This window comes from Lysinibacillus sp. NPDC056232 (assembly GCF_042267565.1).
GTDB lineage: Bacteria > Bacillota > Bacilli > Bacillales_A > Planococcaceae > Lysinibacillus.
Map to the genome: position 1 here is coordinate 144,265 of NZ_JBHJTF010000008.1, position 16,189 is coordinate 160,453.

Consider the following 16,189-nt stretch of genomic DNA (forward strand, 5'->3'; position numbering starts at 1 on the left):
CATGTAGTCCCCCTTTTTAAGGGAAGAAAACAGAAAAACCCCTCTGTTCCTAAAATGGACAGAAGGGTAGTGTTTCGTTCGTTATCAAAAATCACCTCTTGTTTTTGAGTAGAGGCCATAACTTAATAATGGGATACGTAATCAAATCTCTTTGAGAGAATTGCCCATTCCATTGAATCAAGTTATATTTTTGAACGCTTGTTTTCTTCCGTCCCTGTCATATAAAGATCAAGGCAGATATTTATTGTAAATAGTTCTTACGTTTTGAAGGTGCCGTTCACAAAAGGATACTGCCCTTCGCACATACTATAACAGATTCCCCTAGTAATCTTCAAATATTATTTTCTAATAATTACGATCAATAACTATTACCAAATTCAAACCATTCGTTTCTGAAAGTTTGATTTTCGATAAACTTCAAACACTGTAAATAGGAACAGGGCAAATAAAAATGTGAATAAACCAGACGTTACATTTGTAACTGGTACAAAGACATTCCAAAATGAATTAATTAAAGCGTGGAAAATAATACAAAGAAAAATACTTTTAGTGGAGAGGTAAATAATTGTCAATAAAAAGGATAGTGCTAAAGCTGTTAGAGAAAACCATAGGAAGTTCATGTTCATTTGATTTGATCCAATGACAAACCATAATGGCAAATGCCAAACTGCCCAAATAACGCCTACAATCATTGTACTTGTGAAAGGAGACCATCTTTTTTGTAATGTGGGCTGTAAAAAACCACGCCAGCCAATTTCCTCCAATCCCCCACCAATAATCATGATCGGCAATTCAAGTAACGCCAAATACATTGGATTCTCCATAGTCGCTCCACCCCATAGAGTTGGTAAAAAACACGCCGCAAATGCGAATCCGATTGCAAATAAGTACCATGAAACAGGAAGCTTAGGATTTTTCACATTATGGATAAATGATTTGAACTCTTCTTTAGTCGAATATTTCTTTTTCAACCAAATCTCACAAATTGCAGGAGTAATTCCGCCTAGAATAAATAATAGCATTGATATTCCATTGCCAAACTCCAGCAAATTTAGCTGTGTTAACAAAGCTAAACTGCCCCATATTATCCAAGACGTTGCAAAGGTATAAAATAGAAATCTTCTTATCTCTACTCCCAACTTTAATCCTCTCCTTCTTTCGTACCCAAAAGTAATAATACGGATTTGCAAAGTGTATTCATCAATCGAATCTCATCAAACTGCACTTGATCATTTGAGAACATTCCATAACATTTTTGCAAGACAACGTCTCTCACAATGCCATCAATGGATGTCATCATAAAAGTAGATAAATCCTCTATCGATATCTCAAGCTGAAAACATCCTGAAGAAATACCCTTATGGATTGAATGAAAAATTTGTTGCATCAAATATTGCCCACTTTCATTCTCCATAATGTTCGATAAAATTTTCTTTTCTCTTTCTGGATTGTTAGCACATAATATCGTAAGTTCAAATTGGATTTTACCAACTGTTGATACGTTTTCCTTCATGTACTCTCCAAGAAAACTAAATAATTTAATGATTGTTTCTGAGGGAGAGTTACTCGTACCCGTAATTCCATCGATAATATGTTTATAGTCTGCGTTAGCATTTACTTGATTAATAACATCAACAAGTACTTCATCCAAGTCTGAATAATAACGATAAATCCCACCCTGACTTACCCCTGACGCTTTAATAATATCCCTCATCGTAATGTCATAGAGCGGCTTCGCTTTACATACTGCTATGGCTGCTTCTAAAATGCTGTTTTTCTTTTCCTGTACATATTCATGGCTTACCTTTGGCATATTTTCTACCTCCGAACATTTAAAATGACACCATTGTCATTTTTATCGTAATCAATATACCTTTTATTGTCAATAAAAAAGTGACACTATTATCATTTTATTTTCCGCTTGAACTTTTTAACTTCTTTCAGCAAGTGTACAAACATCCGCTGAAAGAAGTTAAAGCCTCCGGCGGATGTCACGGAAATCGGAAAGGAGTTCTTTGTGGATGTTAGCCTAAAACCATCGCATCCATGCGATAACGGCTAACTGACCTGCATCACGCAGGCCTAAGCACAAAGCCGATTTCGGACGCAATTATGCCGAGGCATAATTGATTAAAATTTGACAATTCAATGTGATATGTAATATACTTCCACCATACTATACGACGTATAATATAAAACCTTGTATAGGTATTACATTGTGAGGTGAGAGAAGATGACATTTCAACTTGGCTCAGCTTTACTTGACGCATGTGTACTTGCCATCGTCGATAAAGAGGATGCTTATGGTTACTCATTAACACAGCAAATACAATCTGTGATGGATATATCAGAATCTACGCTGTACCCTGTATTACGTCGTTTACAAAAAGCAAATTGCTTAACAACCTACGATCAGCCTTACCAAGGCAGAAATAGACGCTATTACCAAATTACTGATCAAGGTCGAATACGTTTACTTGAGCTATTAAAAGAATGGAAAAAGTATAAAGAAATGGTCGATTGTGTACTTATAGGAGGGAAAAAGGATGAATAGAGCAAGCTATTTGAAAAAGCTACGGGGGAAATTACAACGTCTTCCAGCGTATGAGATTGATGCTGCGCTTGCCTATTATGAGGAATATTTCGATGAAGCAGGAGAGGAAAACGAACAGCGAGTCATTCAACAGCTAGGTTCTCCTTCTCATGTTGCATCACAAATAATGGCGGACTATGCATTAAAGGATTTAGAATCAACTTCAAATTCAACTTCGACTAAGAAGAATATGTCTGCGATTTGGCTTATCATTCTAGCAATCATAACTGCTCCACTTTCATTACCGTTACTTGTTGTTGCTATAGCACTTATTTTTTCATTTGGAGCAGTAATATTCAGCGTTATAATTGCGATTATCGCAACTATGCTTGGTATCTTTTTCGGTGGAATTGTTGCACTTATTTCAGGCTTCTTCATTTTAACTCAGCACTGGCAGACAGCATTACTCTTTATGGGCGTTGGCTTTATTGTAACGGGTCTTGGCATCCTGCTTTTCCCAATCGTTGCTCGTTTGATCAAAACAATCGTTGTTGTTTGTGTTGAAGCGTTAGGTAAACTATTCCATAAAATAATGAAGAAGCGGAAGGAGGGATACTAATGACGTCCCGACATACCCATATCGCCATTACTATGATTGCATTCGGCATACTGTTAGCTCTAGTTGGTTATTTCTCTGGTGGGAAATCGAATTTTGTGTTAACTGATGAAGGAATCCAATTGCCAGAGAACAATAAACTAGTAAACAATTCCTATAAACTAGATGATTTCACTAATCTCAATATTATCAATCACTATGGAGATGTTGAAATTGTTACTAGTGATCGTTATGCATTAGAAACAAATGTTATTAATGATGATGATGTGACGTACAGTATTAAAGATAAGACATTAACTGTTGAAACAAAGAGTAAGAAGAAGAATGGTTTAGAATTCGGATTTTTCAACTTCAGAACTCCTTCTATCAAAATCTATGTTCCTTCAGATGTAAAATTGAAAACCGTTGTCCTTGATAGTAATTTTGGAGATACAACCATTAGTGGTTTGAAATATCAGGAGTTAAATCTAATTGAAGATTTTGGAGATATCATATTTAAAGACACTACTGGTGATAAAACAGAGCTTACACAATCATTTGGTGATATGAAGCTACAACAATTTTCAAGTAATGGCTTCGTTGCCGAAAGTGAACATGGTGATATTAACATTGATGGAACATTAAATGGTCAATCCACTATTACGTCTAGCTTTGGAGATGCTACACTCCACTTACAAAATAAAAAAAGTGAACTTGGTTTTGAATTACAAACTGACTTCGGGGATCTTACAATTGATAAGAAAGATCAAAACGACAAAGTATCACAGTTATATAAGGGTGATAACCAGCTAAAAGTAACAGTTTCACACGGTGACTTACAGTTAAGGTTTAAATAAAGTGAGTAACTGATTCAAATTTCTTCACTGATAAGGCAGAATCACATTTTTGTGATTCTGTCTTTTTAGTAAGATTTTCATATGATTAAGTTCCTTCCTTTTAACAATAGTAATAATTTTCTATTTATTATATAATATTTCCATACCCATATGAATGTATTAGTAAGGGATTTTCATCAGAGCAATCGGTTCTTGTAAGTTAAGGCAGAATCTGAGGTGAATCAAGTCAGTTACGGCGTCATCTTAGAGATAAAATACGATTTATGAGGTGATCAATATGAAAATTAGAAAAGCAAATATTCAAGATGCTCAAGGTATCGGAAAAGTACATGTTGATAGTTGGCGAACAACTTATAAAGGCATTCTTCCAGATGATTTTTTGAATAAGTTATCTTACGAGCAGCGAACAGAGCTTTGGAAGAAGTATATTTCAGATGCTTCGAATTATGTACTGGTGGCGGAAAATGAACAAGATGAAATAATCGGCTTTGCAACTGGTGGCACACGAAAAACGAATTCAGTACCGAATGCAACTGATTTAACTTCTATCTATCTTTTAGAAGAATATCAAGGACTGGGAATCGGGAAGCAACTACTCAAAGAAATATTCGCCTATTTTAAACAAAAAGGATACAAAAAAGTATTTGTTGAAGTATTAGCAGAAAATAAAACACGTAATTTCTATGAATATTATGGTGCACAATATGTCAATAACATAGAAATAAAAATTGGTGGGAAAATAGTAGAAGAGCTTATATATGTTTGGAATGATATTGATAAGGTTACAAATGGGGCTTTGAAATAAAGTCGTATCGTTTATAAAAAAGATGTACCATTTTAAATAAAGTAATACTGATTATAAAAAAAGTTGCACCGTTTAACTCCTTTGGATGTACTTTGTCTAAAGGAGTTTTTCTTGAAATAACGACCTCTCATAAAATGGACATTTTGCGAAAAATATAAACTCATATACAGTAATGGGAGAGGAATCAATAATGAAAAAGTTAATAAGTACAATTTTAAAAACAGTTATCTTTTTTATTGGATGGGCAATTTTAATTTCTTTTACGCCTGATATACAAACAAATAATCAGGCAGTATTACGATTATGGTGGGAATTCGTACCACTTGCTTTAGTAGTTTTATTATCTATTATTTTTGTTTCAGTAATAGAAAAGGGTAAAATTAAGATCCCCATAGCTTCAAGATTCTTTAAAAATTCTCTAATAGGTGTTGTAATGGGTATCTTATGGTTGGGTAGCGTGGTAGCTGTTCTTTTACTTACAAAGACAATAAATATACAAGGCCAAAACAATATTGATTACATATGGATTTGGATGTTGGCATCACTATTAAATGTTGTAATGCAAGAATTGTTGATGAGAGGTTATCTATATCAATTATGGAAGCAAAAATATAATGTAATTGTGGCAACCATTTTAACTACTTTCAGCGGGTGTCCAAACACCCGCTGAAAGTAGTTAAAGCCTCCGGCGGATGTCACGGAATCGGAAAGGAGTTCTTTGTGCAAGCACAAAGCCGATTCCGGACGCAATTATGCCAAGGCATAATTGATCTACTATTTTATTTTCTGCGATGCACGGTGGAGCATTTGAAGCAGGTATTATCCCAGTCCTTAATGTTGTTTCAATGAGTATACTTGTAACATTACTATTAGAATACACAGGCACAATAGTAGCACCTATAATTGCTCATTTCACTTGGAATACAATTGGAGCGATTATATTTGGCGGTGTTTCTTTGGCAAGTGATTATCCAAATCTCTTAAACAGTACGTTTCAAGGAAATCCATTACTATCAGGTGGCATCTATAAAATTGAAGGCAGTATTATTGTCTTAGTTGTTAATTTAATTCTAATTACATACTTGTTCATATTAAATAAAAAAATGTCTAGCTAAAAAATTAAATCATCAAATATATAAAAGAACGTATATTCTCTGATTGAAAATATACGTTCCTGTTTAATTAAAAACAGATAAGCAAGTACTCACGAGTATGCTAGTACTCTATGCTCTACAAAATTTTTATATCTCCAGCATAAATTGTTCGGACAGTGCCATCATCCTCTGTTAGCTGTAGTACACCTTCATCGGTAATCCCACTGGCAATGCCTTCAAAGCGCCCACGTAAAGTCGTTACTTCAATACGTTGTCCAATGGTACATGACATTTGTTCCCATAGCTTTTTAATGCTAGCAAAGCCCTCTTTCACGTATAATTCCGTGAATTGTTCTAAATATTGTAAAATTGATGCGACAAGGGCAGCACGATTAATTTCCTTACCTGCTTCTAAACGTAAAGATGTGGCAATATCAGCAATTTCTGGTGAGAAATCTGATTCGACTTGGTTTGCATTAATACCTATACCTACCAGTAGTGCTTGTACACGGTCTGCCTCAGCCTGCATTTCTGTTAATATACCTGTACACTTTTTACCGTTAATGAGTAAATCATTTGGCCATTTAATGGCTGGTTCAATATGTTTATATAATGTTTTAATAGCCATCGTAACCGCAACTGCTACGACAAGCGTATACGATGAAGCTTGCTGAGGAGTAACATCCGGTCTCACAATAACGGTCATCCAAATACCTGTACCATTTGCAGATTCCCATGGACGCGCCATACGACCACGACCCGCAGTTTGCTCTTCCCCGATTATAATCGTGCCATGCGGAGCGCCTTCCTGTGCAAGCTTATGTGCGATTGTTTGTGTTGAATCTACAACATTAAAATAATGAATTTCACGTCCAAAACGTTCCGTATTTAAAAATAGTTCAATTTGTGTTGGACTTAAGCTATTTGGCACACCAGTCAGTACATAGCCCTTTTTCTTTACCGTTTCAAATGTATAGCCTTCCTCCTGAAGCGACTGCATATGTTTCCATACAGCTGTACGGGATACTCCAAGGGAATCTGCTAGCTCCTGACCCGAAACCGCTTCACCATTAGCAGCTAATATTCTTTTTAAAATTTCATCCTTCTTAGAAATACTCATGCTCAAATCAATCCTTTAGTAAAATGTACTTTCACTTATTTTTTATTAATCGCAAACTTTTTTTCTTGATCTACATCAGTAAATTCTCGATAATGTTTCGAAACCACTAATACATGTCCCTTAATATGTATTAACGTTCTTATTTCTATATTCTTATTTTTAACATTTCAACGTCTTACTCCAATTAACTTGTTTCTTTTAATACGATCAGTATAATTACCCTTTTCCTGTATAGTAAATTGATATTACACCGAATAGAATCTAGAAAAATTCTAATTATTCAATTGCAGGGATAAAAATATTGAAATTATTTTCATATCATTGTGCCCTAGAAATCTCATTTGCCTGACATTTAAGTATTCTATATCTCGCCAAATGCTTGCTCTAAATGAGTCAATAGTCGTTATTTGCCCATCTTCTTCAAACTTTTGATGACGAAAATGATACAGCAAAACAAGCGACCTTTTTCGATGACATATTTTAATTGGTCACTTTTTGGTCACTTGCTATATTTTCTCTATTTATCACGGATTCAAAACTCTTTTCAAGTCTTTTCATTCTTTATGGACATACTTACGTTCAAACCATTTATTTAGACAAATAGCTGACACTTATTTTTTCTACTTTCAAACCCTTGGATTAATAATTATTATCATACTGCATATAGCCACATTTGACCACTATCATTTATTTAATGGCTTTTTTTAATTTCTATATTTTTTGAGGATTTTATCTTATTCTTTCTACTTTAACATTTACTTAAACTTTACTTATCAAATACAAAGTTATTAAAACGTCAGTGTCAACTAAGGATTATCCATAGATATACATGTCCATGTCGAATCGAGATGGACATTTTTGCTTGTCTAAGCATACACTTTCGCTCAAAATGTGCTCTCTATTCATGTGTATGAATATTGACAACTTGACATAGAGACCTCTACTCGTATGAATCGGCAGCCAAGACCAAGAAACTACAAGGGCTGGCTATCCGAATAAGACTATCATGCTCGTACTCAAGTAAAGTGGTAATATACATTAGTAAGTAAAAATGTACACAGTTATACGAGCGTTTTTGTACATACATATAAGCGCATTATACATAGACAAAAAATCACTATAATATGCTTGTATAAAACAGGTTTATATTTATTTTTCTTCTGACCTTCTGTATGGATTCAAGAAAAATCTACACAATCGGACGTTATTCAAATTTAAAAATTTTGTTTAACCCTGCAAGAAGTCTTTGAGGTTATAAAGCTTTAACAACAAATAGTCAAAATTTGTTGTTAAAGCTTTATAACCCGAATAATTAATATTTTAATATTATTCGGGTCTTAAATCTTACTGTTTTTTTATTTACATTTTAAATCTACTTTTATGGCACAAATACGAGATGATTTAGAATTTCCCCTAATCTTTTATCACCGCATCGTTCTCCATAATTTTCTATACTATTTACCTAATTCATTAATTTGAAAATCTATGGAATTTTCTTTAGATTCATATTGTTGTTTCTTCATTACTTGACGATAAGAGAACGCAATTAAAAGAATCACAACAGCTGAAATAATAAACGGAACCTCAGATGGAAGTACGTCAAACATCCATCCGTATAGACCCTGACCAATCGGCACCGAAGCCATGATTAAGGCCATGACTATAGAAGAAACACGCCCAAGAAACTTATTATCGACTTCTTTCTGTAACTCCGTTTGGAACGCAATTGATACGTTAATCGATGTAATACCGAGTACTAAGTACAGTGCCAATATCAGATAGAAGCTAATTTGCAAGTTATTAATTATTCCAAATATCACTATACCTATACACAGGAAAGCAATACCAATAATATTAATCATTCTGACAAACAACTGGTCAGTGTTCAATTTCTTCTTAATGATCCCAGACAAGGATGCACCGAAAATGACACCTAAAATGACAACAATTTCAATCAATGCAAATTGCGTGTTTGAAACCTTTAAATCAACTCTTGATATAAAAGGAATTCCTACTTGAGTAGCTCCATTGAAGAAACAGTTTTGAATAATGATACACGAAAGAATAATTTTCATTCTTTTATCTTGTAAAATATATCGAATACCCTCCGTAAAATCTACTCTAAATTTCTTTAATGTACGCTTTTCATCAGATACATTATCTGTTGGAATTTGCATAAAGAGTTGGATCAATGCCGCGAACAGGAAACTAATTCCATTCACTATCAACACAATAGCAATACCAAAATTAGTATAGATTAGTACACCTAAAATCGGACCAATCATATTACCTAATGCAAGTACAATCATATTCACTGCATTTGCAGCAGCTACATCTTTCTCCTCCTTAAAAATTGATGGAATAATCGTCATCACCATCGGTTCATCAAAAGATGACATAATCCCTAGCGCAATCGCTATACCATAAATTATAGGCATACTAACCTCGCCACTTCCAATTAAAAAGGCAATTATTAAGAGTAAACTACCACTTATGAGGTCCAGTGTGACCAAAAGTCGTTTTCTGTTCATCCAATCAACAACAACACCAACAAATGGGCTAAGTAATACTCTCGGAATCAAAGCAGCCATAAGAATTGATGCAAATAGAATACTAGATCCTGTTTTGTCAATTACATACAATGCAAAGGCCATACTTTGAACAAATGTCCCAATTGAGGAAATGAATTTTGCTAGGATAAGGATAATAAAAGACTTACTTTTAAATATTAAAGTATCCATACATTTTTCTCCTTTGTTATTTTTGTTTTGTTCTTGCTTCACTTGTGACATGTATTTTACGTTTTGGCCACCAGTTAAGTTCTCCAACCTTGATAGCTATGGATGGAACTAGTAATGTACGAATTATAAAGGTATCCAAGATTAAACCTACAACGATCGCAATACCTAGTTCTAGAAAAGTCTTCATCGGCGATACTAAAAATGCTGCAAAAGTCCCCGCCATAATAATGCCGCAAGATGTAATTATAGAACCTGTTACAGATAGGCCGTCACGAATGGCCGTAGTTGTAGTTTTACCTGACTCAAATTCATAGCGGATTCTAGACATAAGGAAGATGTTGTAGTCTACTCCTAATGCAATCAAAATAACAAATCCATAAATTGGAACGGTAGATACTAGACCTTCATAACCAAATCCATACTTAAAGATTGCATAGGTTATACCCATAGTCGTCGCGAAGCTTAGCAGGATAGTCCCAACCATATAAATTGGGGATATCAAACTTCTCATCAATATCGCTAAAATAATATAAATTGCTCCAATTACTATAATGATAATGAATACGAAGTCGTTACGTTGTGTATCTAATAAATCCTTAATTCCTGCAGTAACCCCACCAACTAATGCCGTTGCATCATGTAAGTTCGTATTATTCAGAGTGAGCTGTAATGTGTCTCGAATCTCTGTGATCGTATCGATTGCTTCATTTGTATATGGACCATCATTCATTTCGACACTTATGAGCACACTGTGCCCATTGTTTGAAACATATTGTTTCATAAAATCCTTGACAGCGGGATTTTGAGTTATATAATCTCCAGGTAGAGCAAAAACACTATATTCAGAATCCGCAGCATTTGAAGATTGCTGTGCCGACTCTGCAAATGAATTCAAAGTGATTTTTTCACCTAACGGCCTTGTCATAGTTGATACCTGGTGTACTCCATCTAGTTTCATAAGATTCTCAGACAATTCTTCAATCACTCTTAAGTTACTAGGGTCCCAAAGATCTTGATCCGTTTTAATAATAATAGTTGTAGCATTTTGTTTCCCAGCACCTTCACCAAAATGCTCTGTCATCACTTTAATACCTTTATAAGAGTCGGTTTCTTTAGGCAACATCGCTGAGAGTTCATCGTTGTCATATTGAAAATCGCTGACTATCACAATAAACGGAAGCATAATTATTAATGTACAAATAATATAACGAGTCGGCTTTTTCACAACCGAGTCAGCAATCTTTTCCCAAATTCCTTTTTTCCGCTGACCTTCCTGTTCTTGTTGAAGTAATTTTTTACGCTTTTTTGAAGGTAAAAACGGCCAGAAGATTTTTTCACCCAACAATGCAATAATCGCAGGAATCAAAGTTATAATCACTAGCATTCCAATAAACACGGCAATTGCAACACCTGGTCCCAATGCTCTAAATACAAAGCTATCAGCAAAAGCCATACACATAAATGCTATGATTACAGCAAAAGCGCTAGAAAAAATTGCTTCTCCCGCATTCGGTAGCGCTTTGCGCAATGCTTCCTTGTCATTCAAGCCATTCAAAATGCCTTCTTTAAATCGAGAAACAATTAGTAAACAATAATCAGTACCCGCACCAAATAAAATCACCAGTAAAAATTCCATAATAGCAGGGGTCACACTTAGTCCAGCTTTGGCGGCAAAAGCTATTACCCCTTGCGAAATGGCTAATCCAAATCCCACAGCAAGTAGCGGGAAAAATGCCGCAATTGGGGAACGATAAATGACTAGTAATACTATCAGAACAAGGATGATCGTCAGCATAAACATCAGAGATAAACTCTCACCTTGCGCATTCATAATTTCCTGCGTCATCGCATTACCACCAGTTAAATGCAGCTCTAAGCCGGTTGGAATCGCAGGTGCATCGACTTTCTCATCAGTTTTCACCCCTATTATACTTCGCAGCTTAGGGATTATTTCATTGCTTTCTTCAAGCCACTTGTTTGCATCTTTCTTCGAATCGGTAATATTCACATCAAGTAGCATCAAAGCCGCATATTTATCTTTACTAATTAAAGATGTGGATAATTGATCATTAGAGTAAGGTGAAGAAATATTCTTCAACTTTAATTCATTTTTTTTCAACAACAAATATTTCTCTAGTTCAACAGCATAAATACGGTCTTCCTCTTTTAGTCCACCCTTCCGGAAGAAGGTTAGAGTAATCGAGTTATTTGCTTCTTCATTTTTTTCCGGAAATTCTTTAGTTATTAGTCGAGTAGCTTTTTGGGCCTCTTCATTTGAAATATTATTTGCTTGTTGCTGACTCTTGTTTGCTTCCTCAGCTAAATTTGGAGACACTGATACGATAATTGCTGCAAACGCAATCCAAAACACTAAAGTTACCCACCTGAATTTAATTATAAATTCCGTTAATTTCGAAAACATTTTTTCTTCATCCCCTTGCCTGTTCTCATTGCTTGCTTCCTGAATAGATACACAAATTAATAAAAAATCCAATCAATCGAAAATTGAATCATATAAGTGCTTTAATCACATAAAACCCATTTTTCCAATATAGTAATTTCTTCTACTCTTCTAAACCTTCACTAGATAATTAACATATAGATTTCTTCTATTTATTTTTGACAAACAAATTTTATCCAATTCCCATTTTCATGAACAGTAACACTACTAAACCCTACAGATTTTAGCAATTCTTCTAATTCACTACTTTTTTTATATTTATCCATGTGATATTCTATTTTATCTTTTTCGCAAGTTACTAGAAATACACCGTCTGATTTTAATATCCTATGTATTTCACTAAACCCTTTTTCTAAATTACTCCAGTAAAAATGAGTTTGAATGGCTGTTATCTTATCCATGGTATTATCTTCAAATGGTAGTGATGCTACATCTGCCTCAGAAATTTCAACACGATTTTGCTCTACCCATTCTTCATTTCTTTCTATAGATGATTTAACTGCTTCGGATGAAATATCTACTCCATATACTTTTCCTCGCGTAGTTTTATTTGCCAATCTGTGAATAGTTTCACCACCACCACATCCAACATCTAAAATATGATCATCTTCTTGTATTTCAATATTATCTAATCCCCACTCAGTCATATCAACAAAGGTTTTGTTCCAAATTTTCGTCAATATATATCCAATAGTTCCCTTGGGGTGTGAAACCTGTCCGATTAAATAATTCATTGTTGGTTTATACAAAATAAGTGTCAAAATCACCGTTCCCAAAATGACAAATAAAAACTTTTTTTTCATTGCAACAAGTCCTTTTGACAGACAAACTTTATCCAGTTTCCATCTTTATATATTCCAACCGAATTAAAACCAACCATTTTTAACAAATTCATCATATCTAAACTAGATTTATATTTCATCATGTGATATTCAATTTTATCAATTTCGCAAATCATAATAAAAGTCCCTCCGTCTTTTAATACTCGTTCGATTTCTTTTAATCCTTTCTCAAATTCACCCCAGTATATATGAGTTTGGATAGCAAAAACTTTATCAAAATATTTACTTTCAAATGGCAATACTGAAACATCAGATTGCAAGACCTTCAAACGTCCATTTTTTACAAGAGAGGAATTTTTAGACAAAGCTGTGTTTACGGATGTAACAGAAATATCTACACCGTATATTTTCCTTTTTTTTACTTTATAGGCTAATTTATTTAATGTTTCTCCACCACCACACCCAACATCCAATACATAATCAGTTTGCTGAAAATCAATATTTTGAATTCCCCAATCTGTCATTGCCTTAAAGGTTTGATTCCAAATGTTTATCATTAGCGTTCCAACTAAACCTGATGGTTGATGGCATTGTTGAATAAAATAACGCAAAATACGACCTGCTGATTCCTTATCGCTGAATTTTAATTTTGGTTCAATAACTCTCTTCCCTCCTTTACACACAATTGTTTTGAAATTGAATTAACAATATTTCAAAACGATTGTATAACGACTTGCAAAAGATGTCAATTATTTTTGAAATAAAACTGTTGTAATTTCAAAACTTTTCATTTATCGCTTAAGCCAAGACGATAAAATGACACATTTTATAAATGGAATGTAGAAGCGAGCAATATTTGGATGGTCAAAAGACGAAGTATATTTTATTTCTGTTAGTGTTCTCAAAAAGAGTTAATGAAAAGCAAAGAACAGCATATGTTTGTTTTTAAAGATCTGCACAGATGCAATATTTTGTTTCCGTTTTAAATTCGATTCCAATCCTTAAAATCTATTGTTAGATCAATTTAGCAATGTCGCAGTTTGTTTTCATTTCATATAGATTGTGGAATGAACAAGTTTATTGACCGATATGAAGGAAAAACACAAAAAAATTAAAAGGTTTCGTGAATGCACGCATTCTCGAAACCTTTTGTCCCTTTCCCCGATGAAAATCTTATTTAAGAGGAATACTGTCTATTACCTCAAAACGAGTAAACTCTCTCAAGAAGGCACTTCAAGAGCATAAATTTGTTGCATAACTATAGTCAACCTTTCCTCATCATCAAATATTAAAGTAAAAACACTTATTGTATGAACTTTTTACAAAAATCCACTCAACCGATTTATCCCATCAAACTCTACTAAGAGCAAGTAACGTTTGATTAATTTCGTGAATCACTTCTTCAGGTTCTTCCCAAGGGAAGAACTGGCCGCCATTAAAAGTTTTTACTGTGAACATTTTATGAGTATACAAACTCCATTCATTTACATTGTCTTTTATTACTAGTGCATCAGAATTTCCAGTGAAAGCCGTAATATCTACTCCAAATTTTATAAACTCTAATCTACTCTTATATAATTCATAAATTTTATAGTCTGCTTTAATAATCGGAATGAAGATTTCTAACAGTTCTCTGTTAGAAATTATTTCTTCTCCCGTTCCACCCAGTCCAATTATATGATCTAGAAACTGTTCATCTGGTAATAATATGTGGAGGATTACAGCCAGATACAAAGAGATGAACTGGTGCTCTATGATTCATTTCCAATAATTTAATAATTAATTCATATGCAGCTATCCCCCCCAAGCTATGTCCTAAAACTGCATATTCTGAATCGCCTATTTCATTTTTTATGTCGTTGTACATCATTTCTACAAGTTCAGACATATTTTTAGATAAGCTTTCTGCAAAACGCTTTCCTCTCCCTGGGAACTCTACCGGGATTACTTCAATATCTTTATCAAGCATATGGTTCCATTTTAAATAGCGACATGCTGAACCACCGGAATACGGTAAACACAATAACTTCATATTATTCATTTCTATCGAGCGATCTACCATCAATCCTACGATTGTATTTTTTCCAATTACTTCTTCAAGTAATTAGTTTTAGTTAAACAGATAACCGATTGGCACCTCGATTGCTGTATAAGACATGCATCCTCACAGAAGCAGTCTAAAGAGACACACTATGCTATAACGGTAAAATAATTTATCAAAAGACAATTAATATTTTGTAATAATTCTTAGTTCTCATTATCAGTTATGAAATATGTAATTATAAATTTCAAATTTATGATATAATCATAATATATGGAATGTCAATAAATTTTGAAAAAATACGCTCTATATTTCAAAACTAAAAGAAATTTTCACTTTAAATCAATTATGCCTCTGCATAATTGCATCCGGGGTGGCTTTGCGCTTAGACCTGCATGAGGGAAGATACGATGTCGGTCATTTTGGTAATGTCACAGGACTTGGCGTTCTTAGACTGAGTTCCTCTATTTCAGTGAGGGTTTGGAAAGAAGTTAATTTTTTTAGATATAATTGGTAGGATAATAAATTTTTGCATATATACTTGCCAAGATTATGGAGAAATTGGAGGTAAGCATGAATAAGTATGAAATCAGATCGCAAAAAAAGAAATCTGCAATAATAAAAGCTTCTTTGGAATTATTTAGTGATAAAGGATTTACCGCAGTTAGTATAAAAGATATTGCTACTTTAGCTAATGTTTCTCAAGTCTCTATCTATAATTATTTTGGTAATAAAGAGGCATTAGTACAAGAGTGTGTGACCATTGTAATGAAAGATACTATGCAGATAGCACAAAATTTACTTTCTGAACAAATGGAATTTAAGGAGAAACTATATAAAGCCCTTTCCATCTGTTCGAATCAAATCAATCAATCTTTACATGAATATTTTTCTCATTCGGCATTGGAAGACACAATATTGCTAAAATTCTTAGTTGAAAACATTAATAAAATAAAGAAAGATATTTATAGAAGTTATATAGAATTGGGAAAACAAGAAAATATAATTGATAATTCAATCTCAACTTCTACAATTTTAGATTTCATGGAAGCTATTAATAATGTTGGCATAGAGTGGGTCTTTTAACTTCTGTCAGCGGATGTCACGTAATCGGAAAGAAATTCACATAGGATGTTAGCCTAAAATCATCGCATCCATGC

At 33.8% G+C, this 16,189-nt stretch carries 16 protein-coding genes; 7 read left to right on the forward strand and 9 right to left on the reverse strand.

Annotated features, from left to right (window positions below; all coding sequences use genetic code 11):
* Window positions 1–377 precede the first annotated feature (377 nt).
* Entirely contained in the window at window positions 378–1,139 is a 762-nt protein-coding gene (locus ACFCYJ_RS09005; protein WP_376073463.1) for a CPBP family intramembrane glutamic endopeptidase, read from the reverse strand.
* Between the two features lie 2 nt (window positions 1,140–1,141).
* A complete protein-coding gene (locus tag ACFCYJ_RS09010; RefSeq protein ID WP_376073464.1) occupies window positions 1,142–1,813 on the reverse strand; it encodes a TetR/AcrR family transcriptional regulator in 672 nt (223 codons plus the stop codon).
* Between the two features lie 420 nt (window positions 1,814–2,233).
* Here ACFCYJ_RS09010 and ACFCYJ_RS09015 point away from each other — a divergent pair, with 420 nt between their 5' ends.
* The 6 genes from ACFCYJ_RS09015 to ACFCYJ_RS09040 all read left to right on the forward strand — a co-directional run bounded on the left by ACFCYJ_RS09015 (window position 2,234) and on the right by ACFCYJ_RS09040 (window position 5,905).
* Window positions 2,234–2,554 carry a PadR family transcriptional regulator gene (locus tag ACFCYJ_RS09015; RefSeq protein ID WP_376073465.1) on the forward strand — a complete coding sequence of 107 codons (321 nt, stop codon included), beginning with the start codon at window positions 2,234–2,236 and terminating at the stop codon, window positions 2,552–2,554.
* Window positions 2,547–3,152, forward strand: coding sequence for a DUF1700 domain-containing protein (locus ACFCYJ_RS09020; RefSeq protein WP_376073466.1), 606 nt, complete (start codon window positions 2,547–2,549; stop codon window positions 3,150–3,152). The genes ACFCYJ_RS09015 and ACFCYJ_RS09020 overlap by 8 nt, the downstream gene beginning before the upstream one ends.
* Window positions 3,152–3,985 carry a DUF4097 family beta strand repeat-containing protein gene (locus ACFCYJ_RS09025; RefSeq protein WP_376073468.1) on the forward strand — a complete coding sequence of 278 codons (834 nt, stop codon included), beginning with the start codon at window positions 3,152–3,154 and terminating at the stop codon, window positions 3,983–3,985. The genes ACFCYJ_RS09020 and ACFCYJ_RS09025 overlap by 1 nt, the downstream gene beginning before the upstream one ends.
* Before the next feature lie 277 nt (window positions 3,986–4,262).
* The gene (locus ACFCYJ_RS09030; RefSeq protein WP_376073470.1) at window positions 4,263–4,790 is read left to right on the forward strand and encodes a GNAT family N-acetyltransferase; all 528 of its coding nucleotides are present in this window, start codon (window positions 4,263–4,265) and stop codon (window positions 4,788–4,790) included.
* A 190-nt stretch (window positions 4,791–4,980) separates the two neighbouring features.
* Window positions 4,981–5,460, forward strand: a complete 480-nt coding sequence (locus tag ACFCYJ_RS09035; protein WP_376073471.1) for a CPBP family glutamic-type intramembrane protease — start codon at window positions 4,981–4,983, stop codon at window positions 5,458–5,460.
* Between the two features lie 106 nt (window positions 5,461–5,566).
* On the forward strand, window positions 5,567–5,905 hold the full coding sequence (locus tag ACFCYJ_RS09040) for a CPBP family glutamic-type intramembrane protease (RefSeq protein WP_483869475.1): 339 nt from the start codon (window positions 5,567–5,569) through the stop codon (window positions 5,903–5,905).
* Window positions 5,906–6,020: 115 nt separating this feature from the next.
* On the opposite strand, the gene ACFCYJ_RS09045 is transcribed toward ACFCYJ_RS09040, so the two are convergent.
* The 7 genes from ACFCYJ_RS09045 to ACFCYJ_RS09075 all read right to left on the reverse strand — a co-directional run bounded on the left by ACFCYJ_RS09045 (window position 6,021) and on the right by ACFCYJ_RS09075 (window position 15,020).
* Window positions 6,021–7,004, reverse strand: coding sequence for a biotin--[acetyl-CoA-carboxylase] ligase (locus ACFCYJ_RS09045; RefSeq protein WP_376073475.1), 984 nt, complete (start codon window positions 7,002–7,004; stop codon window positions 6,021–6,023).
* Between the two features lie 1,454 nt (window positions 7,005–8,458).
* A complete protein-coding gene (locus ACFCYJ_RS09050; protein WP_376073476.1) occupies window positions 8,459–9,745 on the reverse strand; it encodes an MFS transporter in 1,287 nt (428 codons plus the stop codon).
* Window positions 9,746–9,761: 16 nt separating this feature from the next.
* Window positions 9,762–12,239, reverse strand: a complete 2,478-nt coding sequence (locus tag ACFCYJ_RS09055) for an MMPL family transporter (RefSeq protein ID WP_376073477.1) — start codon at window positions 12,237–12,239, stop codon at window positions 9,762–9,764.
* 119 nt (window positions 12,240–12,358) lie between these two features.
* A complete protein-coding gene (locus ACFCYJ_RS09060; protein ID WP_376073479.1) occupies window positions 12,359–13,009 on the reverse strand; it encodes a class I SAM-dependent methyltransferase in 651 nt (216 codons plus the stop codon).
* Window positions 13,006–13,671: a class I SAM-dependent methyltransferase gene (locus ACFCYJ_RS09065; RefSeq protein ID WP_376073481.1), complete on the reverse strand. Its 666-nt coding sequence runs from the start codon at window positions 13,669–13,671 to the stop codon at window positions 13,006–13,008. The genes ACFCYJ_RS09060 and ACFCYJ_RS09065 overlap by 4 nt, the downstream gene beginning before the upstream one ends.
* Before the next feature lie 667 nt (window positions 13,672–14,338).
* The gene (locus ACFCYJ_RS09070; RefSeq protein ID WP_376073482.1) at window positions 14,339–14,722 is read right to left on the reverse strand and encodes a thioesterase II family protein; all 384 of its coding nucleotides are present in this window, start codon (window positions 14,720–14,722) and stop codon (window positions 14,339–14,341) included.
* Window positions 14,682–15,020 (reverse strand): thioesterase II family protein, encoded by a 339-nt coding sequence (locus ACFCYJ_RS09075; protein WP_376073484.1) that lies wholly within the window; start codon window positions 15,018–15,020, stop codon window positions 14,682–14,684. Before ACFCYJ_RS09075 ends, ACFCYJ_RS09070 begins: the two co-directional genes overlap by 41 nt.
* Window positions 15,021–15,602: 582 nt before the next feature.
* Here ACFCYJ_RS09075 and ACFCYJ_RS09080 point away from each other — a divergent pair.
* Window positions 15,603–16,115, forward strand: coding sequence for a TetR/AcrR family transcriptional regulator (locus tag ACFCYJ_RS09080; protein ID WP_376073486.1), 513 nt, complete (start codon window positions 15,603–15,605; stop codon window positions 16,113–16,115).
* Window positions 16,116–16,189: the final 74 nt, after the last annotated feature.

Coding starts and splice junctions, on each gene's coding strand:
- ACFCYJ_RS09010 (WP_376073464.1), bottom strand. CDS start 1,813: ATGCCAAAGGTAAGCCATGAATATGTACAGGAAAAGAAAAACAGCATT.
- ACFCYJ_RS09015 (WP_376073465.1), top strand. CDS start 2,234: ATGACATTTCAACTTGGCTCAGCTTTACTTGACGCATGTGTACTTGCC.
- ACFCYJ_RS09020 (WP_376073466.1), top strand. CDS start 2,547: ATGAATAGAGCAAGCTATTTGAAAAAGCTACGGGGGAAATTACAACGT.
- ACFCYJ_RS09025 (WP_376073468.1), top strand. CDS start 3,152: ATGACGTCCCGACATACCCATATCGCCATTACTATGATTGCATTCGGC.
- ACFCYJ_RS09030 (WP_376073470.1), top strand. CDS start 4,263: ATGAAAATTAGAAAAGCAAATATTCAAGATGCTCAAGGTATCGGAAAA.
- ACFCYJ_RS09035 (WP_376073471.1), top strand. CDS start 4,981: ATGAAAAAGTTAATAAGTACAATTTTAAAAACAGTTATCTTTTTTATT.
- ACFCYJ_RS09045 (WP_376073475.1), bottom strand. CDS start 7,004: ATGAGTATTTCTAAGAAGGATGAAATTTTAAAAAGAATATTAGCTGCT.
- ACFCYJ_RS09050 (WP_376073476.1), bottom strand. CDS start 9,745: ATGGATACTTTAATATTTAAAAGTAAGTCTTTTATTATCCTTATCCTA.
- ACFCYJ_RS09060 (WP_376073479.1), bottom strand. CDS start 13,009: ATGAAAAAAAAGTTTTTATTTGTCATTTTGGGAACGGTGATTTTGACA.
- ACFCYJ_RS09075 (WP_376073484.1), bottom strand. CDS start 15,020: ATGAAGTTATTGTGTTTACCGTATTCCGGTGGTTCAGCATGTCGCTAT.
- ACFCYJ_RS09080 (WP_376073486.1), top strand. CDS start 15,603: ATGAATAAGTATGAAATCAGATCGCAAAAAAAGAAATCTGCAATAATA.